Origin of the sequence: Streptomyces sp. NBC_01477 (assembly GCF_036227245.1) — a bacterium.
Lineage (GTDB): Bacteria > Actinomycetota > Actinomycetes > Streptomycetales > Streptomycetaceae > Actinacidiphila.
In genome coordinates this window covers 5,721,973-5,738,618 of the sequence record NZ_CP109445.1, presented here as the reverse complement: position 1 = coordinate 5,738,618, position 16,646 = coordinate 5,721,973, and the positions used below count along the sequence as shown (strand labels likewise).

General features: G+C 73.2%; 17 protein-coding genes. 5 read left to right on the top strand and 12 right to left on the bottom strand.

Going from position 1 to position 16,646, the window contains the following annotated elements; all coding sequences use genetic code 11:
- The first annotated feature begins 65 nt into the window (after positions 1-65).
- On the top strand, positions 66-1,406 hold the full coding sequence (locus OHA86_RS24420; protein ID WP_329178494.1) for a UDP-glucose dehydrogenase family protein: 1,341 nt from the start codon (positions 66-68) through the stop codon (positions 1,404-1,406).
- Between the two features lie 14 nt (positions 1,407-1,420).
- On the opposite strand, the gene OHA86_RS24415 is transcribed toward OHA86_RS24420, so the two are convergent.
- Complete coding sequence (locus OHA86_RS24415; protein WP_329178492.1) at positions 1,421-1,996, bottom strand: CGNR zinc finger domain-containing protein; 576 nt, start codon at positions 1,994-1,996, stop codon at positions 1,421-1,423.
- A gap of 93 nt (positions 1,997-2,089) precedes the next feature.
- On the opposite strand from OHA86_RS24415, the gene OHA86_RS24410 reads away from it, so the two are divergent.
- Positions 2,090-2,458, top strand: a complete 369-nt coding sequence (locus tag OHA86_RS24410; protein WP_329178491.1) for a VOC family protein — start codon at positions 2,090-2,092, stop codon at positions 2,456-2,458.
- Positions 2,459-2,475: 17 nt separating this feature from the next.
- On the opposite strand, the gene OHA86_RS24405 is transcribed toward OHA86_RS24410, so the two are convergent.
- The 3 genes from OHA86_RS24405 to OHA86_RS24395 all read right to left on the bottom strand — a co-directional run bounded on the left by OHA86_RS24405 (position 2,476) and on the right by OHA86_RS24395 (position 5,471).
- Complete coding sequence (locus OHA86_RS24405) at positions 2,476-3,654, bottom strand: dipeptidase (protein ID WP_329178489.1); 1,179 nt, start codon at positions 3,652-3,654, stop codon at positions 2,476-2,478.
- A gap of 142 nt (positions 3,655-3,796) precedes the next feature.
- Positions 3,797-4,339 carry a 5-(carboxyamino)imidazole ribonucleotide mutase gene (gene purE / locus OHA86_RS24400; RefSeq protein ID WP_329178487.1) on the bottom strand — a complete coding sequence of 181 codons (543 nt, stop codon included), beginning with the start codon at positions 4,337-4,339 and terminating at the stop codon, positions 3,797-3,799.
- A complete protein-coding gene (locus OHA86_RS24395) occupies positions 4,332-5,471 on the bottom strand; it encodes a 5-(carboxyamino)imidazole ribonucleotide synthase (RefSeq protein WP_329178485.1) in 1,140 nt (379 codons plus the stop codon). Before OHA86_RS24395 ends, purE begins: the two co-directional genes overlap by 8 nt.
- A 198-nt stretch (positions 5,472-5,669) precedes the next feature.
- Here OHA86_RS24395 and OHA86_RS24390 point away from each other — a divergent pair, with 198 nt between their 5' ends.
- A complete protein-coding gene (locus tag OHA86_RS24390; RefSeq protein ID WP_329178482.1) occupies positions 5,670-6,239 on the top strand; it encodes a GtrA family protein in 570 nt (189 codons plus the stop codon).
- A 58-nt stretch (positions 6,240-6,297) separates the two neighbouring features.
- Here the strand turns inward: OHA86_RS24390 and OHA86_RS24385 are convergent, their stop codons facing one another.
- The 3 genes from OHA86_RS24385 to OHA86_RS24375 form a co-directional block, all read right to left on the bottom strand.
- The gene (locus OHA86_RS24385) at positions 6,298-7,563 is read right to left on the bottom strand and encodes an ATP-binding protein (protein ID WP_329178481.1); all 1,266 of its coding nucleotides are present in this window, start codon (positions 7,561-7,563) and stop codon (positions 6,298-6,300) included.
- 12 nt (positions 7,564-7,575) lie between these two features.
- Complete coding sequence (locus OHA86_RS24380; protein ID WP_329178480.1) at positions 7,576-8,250, bottom strand: response regulator transcription factor; 675 nt, start codon at positions 8,248-8,250, stop codon at positions 7,576-7,578.
- 106 nt (positions 8,251-8,356) lie between these two features.
- Positions 8,357-8,860 carry a carboxymuconolactone decarboxylase family protein gene (locus OHA86_RS24375; RefSeq protein ID WP_329178479.1) on the bottom strand — a complete coding sequence of 168 codons (504 nt, stop codon included), beginning with the start codon at positions 8,858-8,860 and terminating at the stop codon, positions 8,357-8,359.
- Between the two features lie 47 nt (positions 8,861-8,907).
- Here OHA86_RS24375 and pdxR point away from each other — a divergent pair, with 47 nt between their 5' ends.
- The gene (pdxR, locus tag OHA86_RS24370) at positions 8,908-10,371 is read left to right on the top strand and encodes a MocR-like pyridoxine biosynthesis transcription factor PdxR (protein WP_329178478.1); all 1,464 of its coding nucleotides are present in this window, start codon (positions 8,908-8,910) and stop codon (positions 10,369-10,371) included.
- A 248-nt stretch (positions 10,372-10,619) separates the two neighbouring features.
- Here the strand turns inward: pdxR and OHA86_RS24365 are convergent, their stop codons facing one another.
- Both OHA86_RS24365 and OHA86_RS24360 read right to left on the bottom strand, forming a co-directional pair.
- On the bottom strand, positions 10,620-11,117 hold the full coding sequence (locus OHA86_RS24365) for an ATP-binding protein (RefSeq protein ID WP_329178477.1): 498 nt from the start codon (positions 11,115-11,117) through the stop codon (positions 10,620-10,622).
- Between the two features lie 138 nt (positions 11,118-11,255).
- Positions 11,256-11,624 carry an STAS domain-containing protein gene (locus OHA86_RS24360; protein ID WP_329178476.1) on the bottom strand — a complete coding sequence of 123 codons (369 nt, stop codon included), beginning with the start codon at positions 11,622-11,624 and terminating at the stop codon, positions 11,256-11,258.
- A 258-nt stretch (positions 11,625-11,882) separates the two neighbouring features.
- Here OHA86_RS24360 and OHA86_RS24355 point away from each other — a divergent pair, with 258 nt between their 5' ends.
- Positions 11,883-12,743, top strand: coding sequence for an RNA polymerase sigma factor SigF (locus tag OHA86_RS24355; protein WP_329178474.1), 861 nt, complete (start codon positions 11,883-11,885; stop codon positions 12,741-12,743).
- On the opposite strand, the gene hutI is transcribed toward OHA86_RS24355, so the two are convergent.
- From hutI to OHA86_RS24340, 3 genes are all read right to left on the bottom strand, one after another.
- Positions 12,708-13,967 carry an imidazolonepropionase gene (hutI, locus tag OHA86_RS24350; protein ID WP_329178472.1) on the bottom strand — a complete coding sequence of 420 codons (1,260 nt, stop codon included), beginning with the start codon at positions 13,965-13,967 and terminating at the stop codon, positions 12,708-12,710. The two genes, OHA86_RS24355 and hutI, sit on opposite strands and share 36 nt — an antisense overlap.
- Before the next feature lie 92 nt (positions 13,968-14,059).
- Positions 14,060-15,454: a formimidoylglutamate deiminase gene (locus OHA86_RS24345; protein ID WP_329178471.1), complete on the bottom strand. Its 1,395-nt coding sequence runs from the start codon at positions 15,452-15,454 to the stop codon at positions 14,060-14,062.
- Positions 15,445-16,641, bottom strand: a complete 1,197-nt coding sequence (locus OHA86_RS24340; RefSeq protein ID WP_329182538.1) for an allantoate amidohydrolase — start codon at positions 16,639-16,641, stop codon at positions 15,445-15,447. Before OHA86_RS24340 ends, OHA86_RS24345 begins: the two co-directional genes overlap by 10 nt.
- Positions 16,642-16,646: the final 5 nt, after the last annotated feature.

Genomic DNA, 16,646 nt, shown 5'->3' with positions numbered 1-16,646 from the left:
TGTGGACCGGCCGGCCCGCGTACACCCCCCTTTTGGTCCACCCCGTGCCGACTATGCTCTGGCCCATGCCTCTCAAGCTCACCGTCATCGGTACCGGCTACCTCGGCGCCACCCATGCCGCCGCCATGGCCGAACTCGGCTTCGACGTGCTCGCGCTCGACATCGAGCCGCGCAAGATCGAGATGCTGTCGCAGGGCCGGGTGCCGATGTTCGAGCCGGGACTTGAGGACCTGCTGGCCAAGCACGTGGCCGGGATCGAGGGGTCGACCGGGCGGCTGCGCTTCACCTTGTCGTGGGAGGAGCTGGCCGACTTCGGCGATGTGCACTTCGTGTGCGTCAACACCCCGCAGAAGCAGGGCGAGTACGCCTGCGACATGAGCTACGTGGACCGCGCCTTCACCCGGCTCGCACCGCTGCTGCGGCGGCCGGTCCTGGTGGTCGGCAAGTCCACCGTGCCGGTGGGCAGCGCGGCCCGGCTGGCGGCGCTGCTGGCCGAGCTGGCGCCGGCGGGCGCGGAGGCGGAGCTGGCCTGGAATCCGGAATTCCTGCGCGAGGGCTACGCGGTGCAGGACACGCTGCACCCGGACCGGATCGTGGTGGGCGTCACGAGCGAGCGCGCGGAATCGCTGCTGCGCGAGGTCTACGCCACGCCCGTCGCAGAAGGCACGCCTTTCGTCGTCGCCGACTATCCGACGGCCGAGCTGGTCAAGACCGCCGCGAACGCCTTCCTCGCCACCAAGATCTCCTTCGTCAACGCCATGGCCGAGGTCAGCGAGGCGGCCGGCGGCGACGTGGCCAAGCTCGCCGAGGCGATCGGCTACGACGACCGGATCGGCCACAAATACCTGCGGGCCGGCATCGGCTTCGGCGGCGGCTGTCTGCCCAAGGACATTCGCGCCTTCATGGCCAGGGCGGGCGAGCTGGGCGCCGACCAGGCGCTGACCTTCCTGCGCGAGGTCGACTCGATCAATATGCGGCGCCGCACCCATATGGTGGAAATGGCCCGCGAGGCCCTGGGCGGCGGCTTCCTCGGCCGCCGGATCGCGGTGCTCGGCGCCGCCTTCAAGCCCGACTCGGACGACGTACGGGACTCCCCCGCGCTCAATGTGGCGGGCCAGATCCAGTTGCAGGGCGGCCAGGTCACCGTCTACGACCCCAAGGGCATGGACAACGCCCGCTCGCTCTTCCCGACCCTCGGCTACGCCCCCACCGCGCTGGAGGCGGTCCGCGGCGCCGACATAGTGCTGCACCTGACCGAGTGGCGGGAATTCCGCGAGCTGGACCCGGCCGCGCTGGCCGATGTGGCGCGCGGCAGGTCGGTGCTCGACGGCCGCAATGCCCTGGACCCTGCCGTCTGGCGCAAGGCGGGCTGGACGTATCGCGCGATGGGCCGCCCGCAGGCGTAGCCGCGCACCCGCGGTCAGCCCGGCTCCGGCGCGTCCGCCCTGCTGTTCTTCCGGTAGGTCCGCATCTTCGCCCGGCTGCCGCAGATCGCCATCGTGCACCAGCGGCTGCGGCCCGCCGGGCTGCGGTCGTAGTAGACCCAGCGGCAGCTGTCGGCGGCGCACGCCTTGAGCCGCTGCCAGGTGCCGTCCGCGCTCGCCCGCGCGATGGCCGCGGCAGCCGCGGCGGTGACCCCGGCCGCGCCGGTGAGCCCGTCTGTGGGGCGCACGGCGGCGCGGCCCTCGGCGTCGAGGGTCAGCCGCAGCGGCGCCCGTGCCAGCAGCCGGTCCAGGGCGTCCACGGTGGCGGCGGGCACGTCGGTGCCCGCGTGGGCCGCGCAGACGTCCCGCAGGGCCTCCCGCAGCGTCAGCACGTCGGCGAGCGCGCCGGCGTCGAAGTGACGCCCCGACAGGCCCTGCCCGCGCGCCCAGGCGGCGGCCTCCGCCGCGGTCCGCAGTTCGTCGCGGTCGCTCTCCAGATCCACGGTGTTGACCAGATCCTGCACAAACTGCAGCGGTTCGGGCGCGGGATCGCGTACTCCGGGCTGCTCCACCCTTGCCACGTTACCGCTGCTCCCGCATCATGAAGTAACGGTTACCGCTACATGCCCCTATGCCGGTAACACCGTCCGACGAAAGGACCCGCCATGATCGGCCGGCTGAGCGCCGTCGTCCTCGACTGTCCCGACCCCGCCGCCCTCGCCGCCTTCTACGCCGAACTGGTCGGCGGCACCGTCGAGGCCGACGACGAGACCTGGGTGGACCTCAACCGCGAGGGAGGCCAGCAGCTGTCCTTCCAGCTCGCCCCCGCGTACCGGGCGCCCGCCTGGCCCGACCCCGAGCGCCCGCAGCAGTACCACCTGGACATCGCGGTGGAGCGCGCGGAAATGGACGACGCCGAGAAGAAGGTGCTCACGCTCGGCGCGACGCTGCTGGAGGGCGACCTCGACGGCAGCCGCAACTGGCGGGTCTACGCCGACCCGGTGGGACACCCGTTCTGCCTCTGCGCCTGCTGAGCGCGCGGCCGGCGCGGTCAGCCGGCCGGCTGCACCATGACCGACGGGCCGCGCACGGCCCGCAGCGCGGTCGCCGCCGACTCCGCGTCCCGCAGCACCCGCACCGCGTTGTGCCAGGTGAGCTTGGCGAGGTCGGCGTCCGACCAGCCGCGGCGCAGCAGTTCGGCGATCAGGTTCGGATAGCCGGCGACATCGTCCAGGCCCTCGGGCGTGAAGGCCGTGCCGTCGTAGTCGCCGCCGAGGCCGATGTGGTCGACGCCGGCCACCTCGCGCATGTGGTCGAGGTGGTCGGCGACCGTCGCCGCGGTGGCGACCGGGCGCGGGTGCTCCGCCTCGTACGCCCGCTGGACGGCCATCCCCTCGGGTGTGGTGTCCAGCGGGTGCCGGCCGTGCGCGCGCATGTTGTCGTCGGCCGCCGCGGTCCACTCGATGGCCGCGGGCAGGATGAACTTCGGCACGAACGTGGCCATGGCCACGCCGCCGTTGGCGGGCAGCTGGGCGAGCACGTCGTCGGGGATGTTGCGTACGTGGTCGCAGACCGCGCGGGCCGAGGAGTGCGAGAAGAGCACCGGCGCACCGGCCACCCGCAGGGCGGCGCGCATGGTGTCGGCGGAGACGTGCGAGAGGTCCACCAGCATGCCGAGCCGGTTCATCTCCCTGACGACCTCCTCGCCGAAGGCGGTCAGGCCGCCCGCGGCGGGCTCGTCCGTGGCGGAGTCCGCCCACGGGGTGTTGTCGTTGTGGGTGAGCGTCATGTAGCGCACACCGAGGTCGTAGAAGGTCCGCAGGACGGCCAGTGAGCCGTCGATGGAATGCCCACCCTCGGCGCCCATCAGCGAGGCGATACGGCCCCTGCCGCGGGCTTCCTCGATGTCGTCGGCGGTCAGGGCGAGCGCGAGGTCCTCGGGGTAGCGGGCGGTCATCCGGCGGACGACGTCGATCTGCTCCAGGGTCGCGGTGACCGCGTCCGCGCCGGCCAGCTCCACCGACACGTAGACCGACCAGAACTGCCCGCCGACGCCGCCGGCCCGCAGCCGCGGGATGTCGGTGTGCAGCCGGTCGCTCTGGTCGGCGGCGATGTCGAGCCGGTCGAGGTCGTAGGAGACCTGTTTGCGCAGCGCCCACGGCAGGTCGTTGTGCCCGTCGACGACGGGGTGGGCGGCGAGCAGGTCGCGGGCGCGGGCGAGAAGGTCCATGCAGGCCAGCCTATGCGGCGGCGTCCATGGCAGAGGCGTCACCAGGCGAAGGCGACCACCTGGCGGCGGCCGCCCCGCCCGACCAGGCCGGCGCCTCGCGACGGCGGACCACTCCGCGACACCGGCGCCAGGCCGCGGAGGACTACTTCGCGAAGCCGAAGCCCGCCGCTCCCGTGACCTTCGCGCGCAGGCGGCGGCCCTTCTCGGTGGCCTGCTCGTTGAGCGACACCTGGAAGTCGCGCATCCGGGCCTGCAGCTCCTGGTCGTGCGCGGCCAGGATGCGCACCGCCAGCAGCCCGGCATTGCGCGCGCCGGCCACCGAGACCGTGGCGACGGGCACGCCGGCCGGCATCTGCACGATGGACAGCAGCGAGTCCATGCCGTCGAGGTACTTCAGCGGCACCGGCACCCCGATGACCGGCAGCGGGGTGACCGAGGCGAGCATCCCCGGCAGGTGGGCGGCGCCGCCCGCGCCCGCGATCAGCGCCTTGAGCCCGCGGCCTGCGGCCTGCTCGCCGTACGCGATCATCTCGTGCGGCATGCGGTGCGCGGAGACGACGTCGACCTCGAAGGTGACGTCGAATTCCTGCAGCGCGCCGGCCGCGGCCTCCATCACCGGCCAGTCGGAGTCGGAGCCCATGACGATGCCGACCGCGGGTGCGGTGGTGTCCTGCGCTTCACTCATCGATCGTCCCTCGCAGATAGTCGGCCGCGTGACGGGCGCGCTCGCGCACGTCGGGCAGGTCGTCGCCGTAGGTGGTGACATGGCCGACCTTGCGGCCGGGCTTCACGTCCTTGCCGTACATGTGGATCTTCAGCCCGGGGTCGCGGGCCATGCAGTGCAGATAGGCGGCGTACATGTCGGGGTAGTCGCCGCCGAGGACGTTGGCCATCACCGTCCAGCGGGCGCGCGGGCGCGGGTCGCCGAGCGGCAGGTCGAGCACGGCCCGCAGGTGGTTGGCGAACTGCGAGGTGACGGCGCCGTCGATGGTCCAGTGGCCGCTGTTGTGCGGGCGCATGGCCAGTTCGTTGACCAGGATGCGGCCGTCCGCGGTCTCGAACAGCTCGACGGCGAGGTGGCCGATCACGCCCAGCTCGCGGGCCACGGTCAGCGCGAGGCGCTGCGCCTGCGCGGAGAGCTCGTCGGGCAGCCCTGGCGCGGGCGCGACCACCGTGTCGCACACCCCGTCGACCTGCACGGACTCCACCACCGGATACGCCACCGCCTGGCCGTGCGGCGAGCGCACGACGTTCGCGGCCAGCTCGCGCACGAAGTCGACCTTCTCCTCGGCGAGCACCGGCACACCGGCCCGGAAGGCGTCGGCCGCGTCCTGCTCGGCGCGGACGAACCACACGCCCTTGCCGTCGTAGCCGCCGCGCACGGTCTTGAGGACCACCGGGTATCCCGAGGTCTCGCCGGCGAAGCGTGTGACGTCCGCCGGGTCGGCGACGATCCGGTTGCGCGGGCAGGGCACACCGATCTCGGCGAGCCTGGTGCGCATGACGCCCTTGTCCTGCGCGTGCACCAGGGCGTCGGGGCCGGGGCGTACCACGATGCCGTCCGCCTCCAGGGCGCGCAGGTGCTCGGTCGGCACGTGCTCGTGGTCGAAGGTGATCACGTCGCAGCCCTGCGCGAAGGCCCGCAGGGTGTCGAGGTCGCGGTAGTCGCCGACGGTGACGTCCGCGACGACTTGCGCGGCCGAGTCCTGGGCCGTGTCGCTGAGAATCCTGAACCTGATGCCGAGCGGGATGCCCGCCTCGTGGGTCATACGGGCGAGCTGGCCGCCGCCTACCATGCCGACTACGGGGAATGTCACGTTTTTTCCTGCCGGTGGTGCACGGGGGCCGGTCCCCCGGTGATGGCATTACCAGGGTATCGGCCTTGCGGCCGACCGAACGCCGGACGGCCCTACGGCGTCTTCCAGGGGGCGGTTAGCATGAGGGAACCCCGAACCGTCCCCGGCAGCCCGCTTCACCGACCCACCCACCCGACAGACAGGGCCCGAGCGATCACCATGACCGGATTCCACGCCCTGCGCGTCAAGCTGAGTCTGATGTACCGCGAGATCGCGAAATTCGGCGCGGTGGGCGGCGCCGGCGTCCTGGTCAACATCGGGGTGTTCAACCTGGTCCGGCACAACACCGGGCTGCAGACCGTGCGCGCCAGCGTCCTGGCGACGCTGGTGTCGATCGCGTTCAACTACGTCGGATTCCGCTACTTCACCTACCGGGACCGGGACCGGGCGGGCCGCACCAAGGAGCTGGGGCTCTTCCTGTTCTTCAGCTGCATCGGCATGGTGATCGAGAACGGCGTGCTGTTCGTGGCGACGTACGGCTTCCACTGGGACAGCCAGCTGCAGAGCAACGTGTTCAAATTCCTCGGTATCGGTGTCGCGACGCTCTTCCGCTTCTGGTCGTACCGCACCTGGGTATTCCGGCGGCTCCCCGCGCGGGACGCGGTGGAGCAGGCCGAGTCGTTCCTGACGGCGGGCGGGACCGCGGACGGCGCCGCCGATCAGGCGGCGGGCGGGGTCCGTCGGAAGCCGAAGAAGGCCGACGCCAACGGCGTCAACCTCAACGGCTGACGCTCGTCCCGCGGTCTGGCCGCGCCCTGCCGCCGGATTGACGTGTGCCGCCGCCTGATCAGCTCACGATGTCCTCGCGCGGCGACGGCGGCTGCATCTCCCGGGCCAGGAAGAGCGCGAAGACCGGCGGGTGCTGCTGGAGCAGTTCGAGCCGTCCGCCGTCCGCCTCGGCGAGATCGCGGGCGAGCGCGAGGCCGAGCCCGGTGGAATTGCGGCCGCTGACCGTGCGCTCGAAGACCCGCGCCCCCAGGTCGGACGGCACCCCCCGGCCCTCGTCGGTGACCTCGACCACCGCCTGGTTCCCGGTCACCCGGGTCCGCAGCCCGACCGTGCCCGAGCCGTGCATCAGCGAGTTCTCGATCAGGGTGGCCAGCACCTGCGCGACCGCGCCCGGCGTACCGACCGCCCGCAGTGCGGGGGTGCCGGAGCGGACGATGGACCTGCCCTCGTTCTGATACGCCGGGCGCCATTCCTCGACCTGCTGCTTGATCACCTCGTCGAGGTCGAAGTAGACCGCGGAGCCGGTCCGTGGGTCGCGCGCGTTGGTCAGCAGCCGCTGCACCACGTCGGTCAGCCGCTCCACCTGGCCGAGCGCGATCGTCGCCTCCTCCTTGACCGTCTCCTGGTCGTCGGTGGCCACGATCTCCTCCAGCCGCATCGACAGCGCGGTCAGCGGGGTGCGCAGCTGGTGCGAGGCGTCGGAGGCGAGCCTGCGCTCGGCGGTGAGCATCCGCCCGATGCGCTCGGCGCTGGAGTCCAGGACATCGGCGATCCGGTCCAGTTCGGGGACGCCGTAGCGGCGGTGCCGGGGCCGCGGGTCGCCGGAGCCGAGGCGTTCGGCGGTCGCGGCGAGGTCGCTGAGCGGGCTGGCCAGCCGCTTGGCCTGGCGTACGGCGAGGCCGACCGCGGCCAGGACGGCGAGCAGCGCGACGGCCAGGATCACCAGCAGATTGCGGCCGATCTCCTCGCTGACCGTGGAGCGCGGCTGCTCCACGGTGACGGACTCGCCGTGGTCGCCGCGCTGGGTGGAGGTGATGGCCTTGCCCCTGGGGCGGTTCCCGAGGGTCACCAGGGGGCGGTCCGGCACCCGCACCACCGCGTAGCGGTCGGCGGCGATCTGCCGGTCCAGGCCCTTGGCGTCGACGCTCTCCCCCGCCAGGATGCGGTTCTCCACGATCCCGACCAGCCGTACGGCCTCGGACTCGACGCCGTCGCGCGCGCTGCTCTCGATGGTCCTGGTCTCCACGATGATCAGGGACAGCCCGAAGACGGCGATGACGACGAGCACCACGGCCAGCGTGGAGGAGATCAGACGACGGCGCACGGCGGCGGCGGGTCAGTTCTTCTCGAACCGGAAACCGACCCCGCGAACCGTGGAGATGTACCGCGGATTGGCCGCGTCGTCGCCGAGCTTCTTGCGCAGCCAGGAGATGTGCATGTCCAGCGTCTTGGTGGACGACCACCAGGTGGTGTCCCACACCTCGCGCATCAGCTGCTCGCGGGTGACGACCCGGCCCGCGTCCCGTACCAGCACCCGGAGCAGGTCGAACTCCTTTGCGGTGAGCTGGAGTTCGTCGTCGCCCATCCAGGCGCGGTGCGACTCGACGTCGATCCGCACCCCGTGGGTGGACGGCTGCGCGGGCTCGGTGGTGCCGCGCCGCAGCAGGGCGCGCACCCTGGCCAGCAGTTCGGCCAGCCGGAAGGGCTTGGTCACGTAGTCGTCCGCCCCGGCGTCCAGGCCGACGACCGTGTCGACCTCGTCGGCGCGGGCGGTCAGCACCAGCACAGGGAAGGTGTGGCCCTCGGTGCGGATCCGCCGACATACGTCGAGGCCGTCCATCCCGGGCAGGCCCAGGTCGAGCACCACCAGGTCGACGGCACCGAGCAACGCCGTCTCCAGCGCGGTGGGTCCGTCCTCGCGCACCTCGACCTCGTAGCCCTCGCGGCGCAGTGCGCGCGCGAGCGGTTCCGAGATGGATGCGTCGTCCTCGGCCAGAAGTACGCGGGTCATGGGCTTGATGGTAGACCGCACCCCCCGGGTGCGAGGTGGTGGTACGCCGCAGTCCCTTCACGCCCCCTGCGGCGCCCGCGCGCCGCCCGGTGCCGGGCGGCGGCCGTCAGGACAGCGGCCACGGGCGCGCCGTGGCGCCGAGCCTGTTCCAGGCGTTGATCACGGTGATCGCCCAGATGAGTTCGGCCAGCTCCTTTTCGCTGAACTGCGCGGCCGCCCGGGCGAAAACATCGTCGCCGACCTGCCCGTCGGTGAGCCGGGTGGCGGCCTCGGTCAGTTCCAGCGCCGCCCGCTCGCGGGCGGTGAAGAACGGGGTCTCGCGCCACACCGGCAGCGCATAGAGGCGGCGTTCGCTCTCGCCGCCCTCGCGTGCGTCCCGCGCGTGAGTGTCGACGCAATAGGCACAGCCGTTCAGCTGCGAGGCGCGGGCGCGGACCAGTTCGAGCAGCGGCGCTTCGAGGCCGACGTCGCGGGCCGCGGCGTCCAGCGCGTTCATGGCGCGGTTGGCGTGCGGGACGAGGGTGTCCACGGCGAGGCGGACGGCGGGGACGACAACGGGCTGGGCGGTGGCGCTCGCGGCGCCGGGGGTGTCGGTGGTCTCGGTGCTCATGACAGCGAATCTACGGCCGGAGTGGAGCGCGGATAAGGTCCACTTCCATGGACGATCCATGGCCCACTTCCGCCGCCGGAGAGCGCAGGGAATCCGGCGTGGACCTGCATCTCGACCTGCCGTCCGGCACTCCGCACGGGCGCCGCGCGGGCCTTGAGCGGGCGCTGCGCGAGGCCGTGCGCGGCGGGCGGCTCGCCCCGGGCAGCCGGCTGCCGTCCAGCCGCAGGCTGGCCGCGGAGACCGGGCTGTCCCGCGGCACGGTCAAGGCCGCCTACGACCAGCTCACCGCCGAGGGCTACCTGACCGCCCGTCAGGGCTCGGGCACCGTGGTCGCGGACCGCCCGCGGGGGCCGTCGGCGCCCGCGCCCGGCCGTTCCTCCGCCGCCCGGCCGCCGCTGCACGACCTGCGCCCGGGCAGCCCCGATGTGGCGTCCTTCCCCACCTCCGCCTGGCTGCGCGCCACCCGCCGCGCGCTGGCCGCCGTCCCGTCCGCGGCCTACGACTACGGCGACCCGCGCGGCAGGCCGGAGCTGAGGGCGGCGCTGGCCGAATACCTGGGCAGGACCCGGGGGGTGGTCGCGGAGCCGGACCGGATCGTGGTCGTCTCGGGATACGTGCAGGGCCTGGCGCTGCTGACGGGGGTGCTGGGCGGTGCGCCGGGACGTACGGGCGCCGGTCCTGTGGTCGGCATGGAGGACCCGGGGCTGCCCTTCCACCGCGAGGTGGTCCGGCGGGCCGGCGGCCGGGTGGTGCCGGTGCCGGTCGACGAGCGGGGCGCGGGCGCGGACCTGCCGCGGATGGACGCGGTGGTGGTCACCCCCGCCCACCAGTACCCGACCGGCGTCACCCTGCACCCGGCCCGCCGCCACGCGCTCACCGCCTGGGCGCGGGAAGCCGGCGGCGTCGTGGTCGAGGACGACTACGACGGTGAATTCCGCTACGACAGGCAGCCGGTGGGCGCGTTGCAGGGCACCGCGCCCGACCAGGTGGTCTACGTCGGCACCGCGTCGAAGACGCTGGGGCCCGCGCTGCGGCTCGGCTGGATGGTGCTGCCGCCGCAACTGGTGCGGCCGGTTACCGAGGCCAAGCTCTACAGCGACTACCACACCGGGGCCATCGGCCAGTTGACGCTGGCCGAGCTGATCGCCGACCACGCCTACGACCGGCACGTGCGGGCCGCCCGGCTGCGCTACCGGCGCCGCCGGGACCTGCTGGTGGCCCGGCTGACCGGCGCCGCGGGGCGCCCGGGCGTCGGGGTGCGGGGCGTCGCGGCCGGGCTGCACGCGCTGGTGAGCCTGCCGCAGGACGGCCTGGACGAGGCGGAGGCGCTGCGCAGGGCCGCGGCCGAGGGTCTCGCCGTCGGCACCCTGGGCGAGCACTGGCACACCGCGGAGGGCACGGCCCGGCCGGCTCCCGGCCGCCCGCAGGGCCTGATCGTCGGCTACGGCACCCCGGGCGAGGGCGGCTATCCCGCGGCGCTCGCGGCGCTGACGCGGGTGCTGCGGGCATGAGGACGGCGCCGGCAGGGCGTACGAGTGGGCGGACTCACGCGGGAGGTCGGGCGCGGTATCCGCCCCCGTACGGGCGGACGTACCCGCGCAGGCGCGGCATCTGCCCGTACCGGCAGGCGTACGCGGACGGAGCGACGGACACGTGCGGCGCCCGCCTCGTACCGCGGACGTACACAGAGAGTCCGGCGCCGTACCGGCGGACGCCCCCAGGCCGCGGACTCAGCACGGGTCCGAGGGCGTACCGCGGGTCAGGACGGGGCCGCGAGTTCGGCCCAGACGGTCTTTCCCGGCTGATCGGTTCTGCGGACGACGCCCCAGTCCAGACACAGCCGCTGGACTATGAACATGCCGTGGCCGCCAGGGCGGCCGGCCCGGTGCGGGGTGCGCGGGGCGGGCTCGCCGGCGCCGCCGTCGACCACTTCGAGGCGCAGCGACTTGCCGTCGCGGCGCAGCAGCAGTTCCTCGGGGCCTCCGGCGTGCAGGCAGGCGTTGGTGACCAGCTCGGACACCACCAGCAGGACGTCCTCGGCGGCGGCCCTGCGGTCGGCGGACGCGGCCGGCAGCCAACCCCAGTCCCGCAGCGCCTGACGGGTGAAGTCCCGGGCGCGGGGCACTATGCCGCTTTCGCCGCTGAGCTGGAGCCGCCGTACGGTCTCCGGCTCGCGCGCTTCCGTCTCGCCCTGCTGGGCGCCGTCGCCCGCGTCGGGGCCACGGTCATCCGCGGCGAAGGGCCGGGTGGTGCTCATCTAGGCCTCACCTCACGGATGTACGACTGGGTCCGACCTTCTTCTGCCCGATGGATCTCCCGGAACACGTCCGGAAGACCACGAAACCTCGGGTGCCGTACGGCACCCTGCCCGTGTCCCGCCCCCGCTCGCATCCCGTTACTCCTGGAGTGCCTGGTCAAGTGTGTCGTGCAGGGTGAAGACCGCCTCGGCGCCGGTGATCTCCAGCACCCGGGCGACAGTCGGCTGCATGGCGGCCAGGTGCACGCCGCCGCCGTTCGCCTCGGCCCGCAGCCGCGCGCTCAGCAGGACGTTGAGTCCCGTCGAGTCGCAGAACTCCAGCTGCGAGCAGTCGACCACCAGCCGGCTCGCACCGGCGTCCACGGCGGCGCCGAGCGGTTCGCTCAGCAGATCCGCGGTGTGATGATCAAGCTCACCCGCCGGAGTGAAGACCGCGGTGTGGCCATTGTGCGCGACCTCGACATGAAGCCGGCCGAGGCCGGCGGTGTCGACCGCTTCGCGGTCCATTTTCGCTCCTTCGCCCTTCGTGATGACGCGTCCCAGACCCTACGCGGTTCGCAAGTGAGACGGTAGTCGTCACTCTGACGTAGCCGCACGGGACCCGGGCGAATTCACGCAAAATGACCCACCGCATGCGGTGCGTGAGCGACGGGACGGACAAATCGCCCACGACTCCCCCACAACTTGCGAAGCCCCAGGCAACAGGCGTAGGGGTGGAGATACGGCATTGGCGCGCAGCCGGCGCCGCAGGAAAGGGAGGACCATATGGCACCCCGGCTCGGCCTGGATCACGAGAACCATGTGCTGGAGCAGTTCGAGGGGCTTGAGGGGCTCCCGGAGATTCCCCCGTACGACGAGATCGGACCGGTCGACGCGCGCGCCCTGTCCAAGACCCTCTTCGCCCGCCTGCACGGGCTGGAGGAGGGCACCGAGGAGCACGCGTACGTCCGCAACACCCTGGTCGAGCTGAATCTCGCGCTGGTGAAATTCGCCGCCTCCCGGTTCCGCACCCGCAGCGAGCCGATGGAGGACATCATCCAGGTCGGCACGATCGGCCTGATCAAGGCGATCGACCGGTTCGAGCTGAGCCGGGGGGTCGAATTCCCGACCTTCGCGATGCCGACGATCGTCGGTGAGATCAAGCGCTTCTTCCGCGACACCAGCTGGTCGGTACGGGTCCCGCGGCGGCTCCAGGAGCTGCGCCTGGACCTGGCGAAGGCCGGCGACGAACTGGCCCAGCAACTGGACCGCACGCCGACCGTGCGCGAGCTGGCCGCCCGGCTGGACCTGCCGGAGGACGAGGTCATCGAGGGCATGGCGGCGAGCAACGCCTACACGGCCAGCTCGCTGGACGCCCAGCCCGCCGAGGACGACCCGGAGGGCGCGCTCGCCGACCGGATCGGCTACGAGGCGCCCGAGATCGAGGGCGTCGAATACATCGAGTCGCTCAAACCGCTGATCGCCGGGCTGCCGCAGCGCGACCGGGCCATCCTGTCGCTGCGCTTCGTCGGCAACCTGACGCAGGCCGAGATCGGCGACGAGCTGGGCATCTCGCAGATGCACGTGTCGCGGCTGCTCACCCGGACGCTGTCACGGCTGCGCCGCGGGCTGCTCGTCGAGGAGTAGGCCGCTGCCGGTGCCGCGTCCGCGCAGCACACCGTCCTTCCACACCGCCGCCGCCAGGGGCACTCCAGGGCGGTAGGCGAGGTGGACGTGGCTGGGCGCGTCGAGCAGCAGCAGATCGGCGCGTGCGCCCGGCGCGATCCGGCCGATGTCAGTGCGCCGCAGAGCGCGCGCGCCGCCATAGGTGGCGGCGCGCACCGCCTCGTCCGGGGTCATGCCCATGTCGCGCACCGCCACCGCGATGCAGAACGGCATGGACGTGGTGAAGGACGAGCCGGGGTTGCAGTCGGTGGACAGTGCCACGGTGGCTCCGGCGTCGAGCAGTCGGCGGGCGTCGGGGTAGCGGGCACGGGTGGAGAATTCCGCGCCGGGCAGCAGCGTGGCCACGGTGGTGCCTGCGGCGTCGGCGAGCGCGGCGACGTCGGCATCGGTCAGGTGGGTGCAGTGGTCGGCCGAGGCGGCGCCCAGTTCGACGGCGAGCTGCACACCGGGGCCGTGGCCCAGCTGGTTGGCGTGCACCCGCGCGGTCAGGCCGCGGGACATTCCCGCGGTGAGGACGGCACGGGCCTGGTCGCCGTCGAAGGCGCCGCGCTCGCAGAAGACATCGACCCAGCGGGCGTGCGGGGCGCACGCGTCCAGCATCTCGCCGGTGACCAGGGCGACGTATCCGGCCGGGTCGTCGGCGAATTCGGGGGCGACGACATGCGCGCCGAGATAGGTGACCTCGTCGGTGTGCCGGGCGGCGATCTCCAGGGCGCGGGCCTCGTCGCGGGTGGTGAGGCCGTAACCGGACTTGGTCTCCTGGGTGGTGGTGCCCTGCCCGAGCGCCTCGGCCAGGAGACGGGTGAGGGTGGCGGTGATGTCCGCGTCGGCGGCGGCGCGCGTGGCGGCGACCGTGGTGCGGATGCCGCCCGCGGTGTAGGGCCGGCCGGACATCCGGGCGGCGAATTCGGCGCCGCGGTCGCCGGCGAAGAGCAGGTGCGCGTGGGAGTCCACGAAACCGGGCAGCAGCGCCCGCCCGCCGGCGTCGAGCCGGTTGTCGGTGGCGGGTGCTTTGCTGGAAGCACCGACCCAGGCGATGCGGTCGCCGTCGACGACGACGGCCGCGGGGCCGGGGATCAGCCCGAGGGGGTCGCTGCCGCCGGTCGTGGAACGGGAGGGATCGTTGGTGACCACAGCGCCGATGTTGGTGATGACCGTGCTGGTCGCCGTGCCGGTCGTCGTCATCTCCTGTGCTTTCACCGGCCGGTGCCGCGGGGCGGGGTCCGGGTCGGGTTACGGGTCGGGGTCCGGGTCGGGGTCCGGGTGTCGGGTGCGGGTCAGTCGCGGATGGCGCCGATCGCGGCGGCGAGCGCGGCCGGTACGTCCTGGACGAGCTGGTGCTGCCCGTCGCGGACGATCTGCCGTCCGCCCACCACGGTGTGCCGTACGTCGGCCGCCGTCGCGGCGAATACCGCGGTCTCGCCGGCCAGCCGGGGCGGCGGCCCCGCGGTGCGCACCGAGTCCAGCGCGACGGTGGTGAAGTCGGCGAGCGCGCCCGCCTCCAGGCGTCCCGCGTCGGGCCAGCCGAGGCTGGCGTGGCCGTCCTCGGTGGCCGCGCGCAGCAGTTGGGCCGCGGTCCAGTGGCCGCGGGTCCTGGCCCGGAGCCGCTCGTTCAGCTCCACCGCCCGCGCCTCCTCGAACATGTCGATGACCGCGTGGCTGTCGCTGCCCAGGCTCATCGGGCAGCCGGCGCGCCGCAGTTGCGGTGCCGGGCCGATGCCGTCGGCCAGGTCCCGCTCGGTGGTGGGGCACATGCACACGGTGCTGCCCGCGCCGCCGAGCAGCGCGATGTCGCCCGCGGTGAGGTGGGTGGCGTGCACGGCGGTCGTATTGCGCCGCCAGAAGCCGGAGTCGGCCAGCAGCCGGGTCGGGCTGCGGCCGTGCAGCGCGAGGCAGGCGTCGTTCTCGGCGGTCTGCTCCGACAGGTGGATGTGGGTGGGCACTTCGGCGGTGCGCTCGGCGAGGAGCCGGTAGCCGTCGCGGTCGGAGAAGGCCCGCACCGAGTGGACGGCGGCGCCGATCTTCGCGTGCCCTTCGCCCTTGAGCTGCGACCACCGGTCGTACCAGCGGTCGGCGGTGCCGTCGCCGAAGCGCAGCTGCGGCCCCTCCAGCGGGCGGTAGGAGGTGCGGGTGAAACCGCCGTGCAGATAGGCGGTGTCCAGCAGGGTGATCCGGATGCCCGCCTCGCCCGCGGCGGCGATCAGCGCCTCGCCCATGGCGTTGGGGTTGTCGTAGGGCGTGCCGTCGCCCTGGTGGTGCAGATAGTGGAATTCGCCGACGCAGGTGATGCCGGCCAGCGCCATCTCGGCGTAGACGGCACGGGCGAGGGTGAAGTAGCTGTCCGGGTCGAGCACCCGTGCGACGTCGTACATGACGTCGCGCCAGCTCCAGAAGGACGTCGGCGCCGACAGCGCGGCGCCGGCCCGTTCGCCGCCGCCCTGCGCCGCCCCCGCGCCGATCTGCGCGCTGCCGCGCAGCGCCCGGTGGAAGGCGTGGCTGTGGGCGTTGGCCAGGCCCGGCAGGGTCAGGCCGCGCAGCACGGCCGCGCCGGCGGGCGGGCGTTCGACCCCGGTGCGGACCTCGGCGATCCGGTCGTCGGCCACGGTCAGGGCGATGCCCGGTTCGGCGTGTGTGCCGAGCCAGGCGTGTTCCAGCCAGTACGTCACCTGCACGCGAGACCTTCCAATACGTCGGCGAGCGCGGACACTCCGGCGGCACAGTCGTCCTCGGCCGCGCTTTCTGCCGGGGAGTGCGAGACGCCGGTGGGGTTGCGTACGAACAGCATGGCGGTCGGGACGGCCGAGGAGAGGATTCCGGCGTCGTGTCCCGCGCCTGTCGGCAGAACGGGTACCCGCGCACCCGCTCCGAGCAGGGCAGCAAGGCGATCACGCAGCTCATGGGCGAACTCCACCACCGGGGTGAACGACTCGCGCACGACGCTCACCTCGACGCCGTCCCGGGCGCCGCGCTCCCTGGCCGCCTGCTCGATCGCGGCCACGACCTCGGCGAGGGTGTCCTCGTCCGCGGCCCGCGAATCCAGCCAGCCACGGACCAGCGAGGCGATGGCGTTGACGCCGTTGGGCTCCACCGCGACCTTGCCGAAGGTGGCGAGCGCGCCGGCCAGCCGGGCCTTCTTCCTGGCAGCCAGCACCGTGTTGGCGTACGTCAGCATCGGGTCGTGGCGGTCGTCGAGCCGGGTGGTGCCCGCGTGGTTGGCCTCGCCGCGGAAGTCGAAGCGCCAGCGGCCGTGCGGCCAGATCGCCGAGGCGACGCCCACCGGCCGGTCCTGGAGGTCCAGGGCGCGGCCCTGCTCGACGTGCAGCTCCACGAAGGCGCCGACGCGGGCCAGCCGTTCCTCGTCGGGGCCGATCGCGGCCGGGTCCTGCCCGGCCTTCTCCATGGCCTGCGCGAGGCTCACCCCGTCGGCGTCGGTCAGCTCCCTGGCGTCCTGGGGGGCCAGCCGGCCGGCGGTCAGCCGGGACCCGACACAGGCCAGGCCGAAGCGGGCGCCCTCCTCGTCCACAAAGTTGACGACCGCGAGCGGCCTGCGCGGCCGGGCGCCGCGGTTGCGGATCTCGTCGAGGGCGGCGAAGGAGGAGACGACGCCGAGCGGCCCGTCGAAGGCGCCGCCGTCGGGGACGGAGTCCAGATGGGAGCCGGTGACCACCGCGTCGCCCGCCGCGGGATCGCCGAGCCAGGCCCACTGGTTGCCGTTGCGGTCGGTCTCGTACGCCAGCCCGCGGGCCGCGGCCTGCTCGCGGAACCACTCCCGGCAGTCCGCGTCGGCCGGCGTCCACGCGTAGCGGCGGTAACCGCCGGACCCGGCGTGCCGGCCGATCGCGGCCAGCTCCCGCCACATCGTGT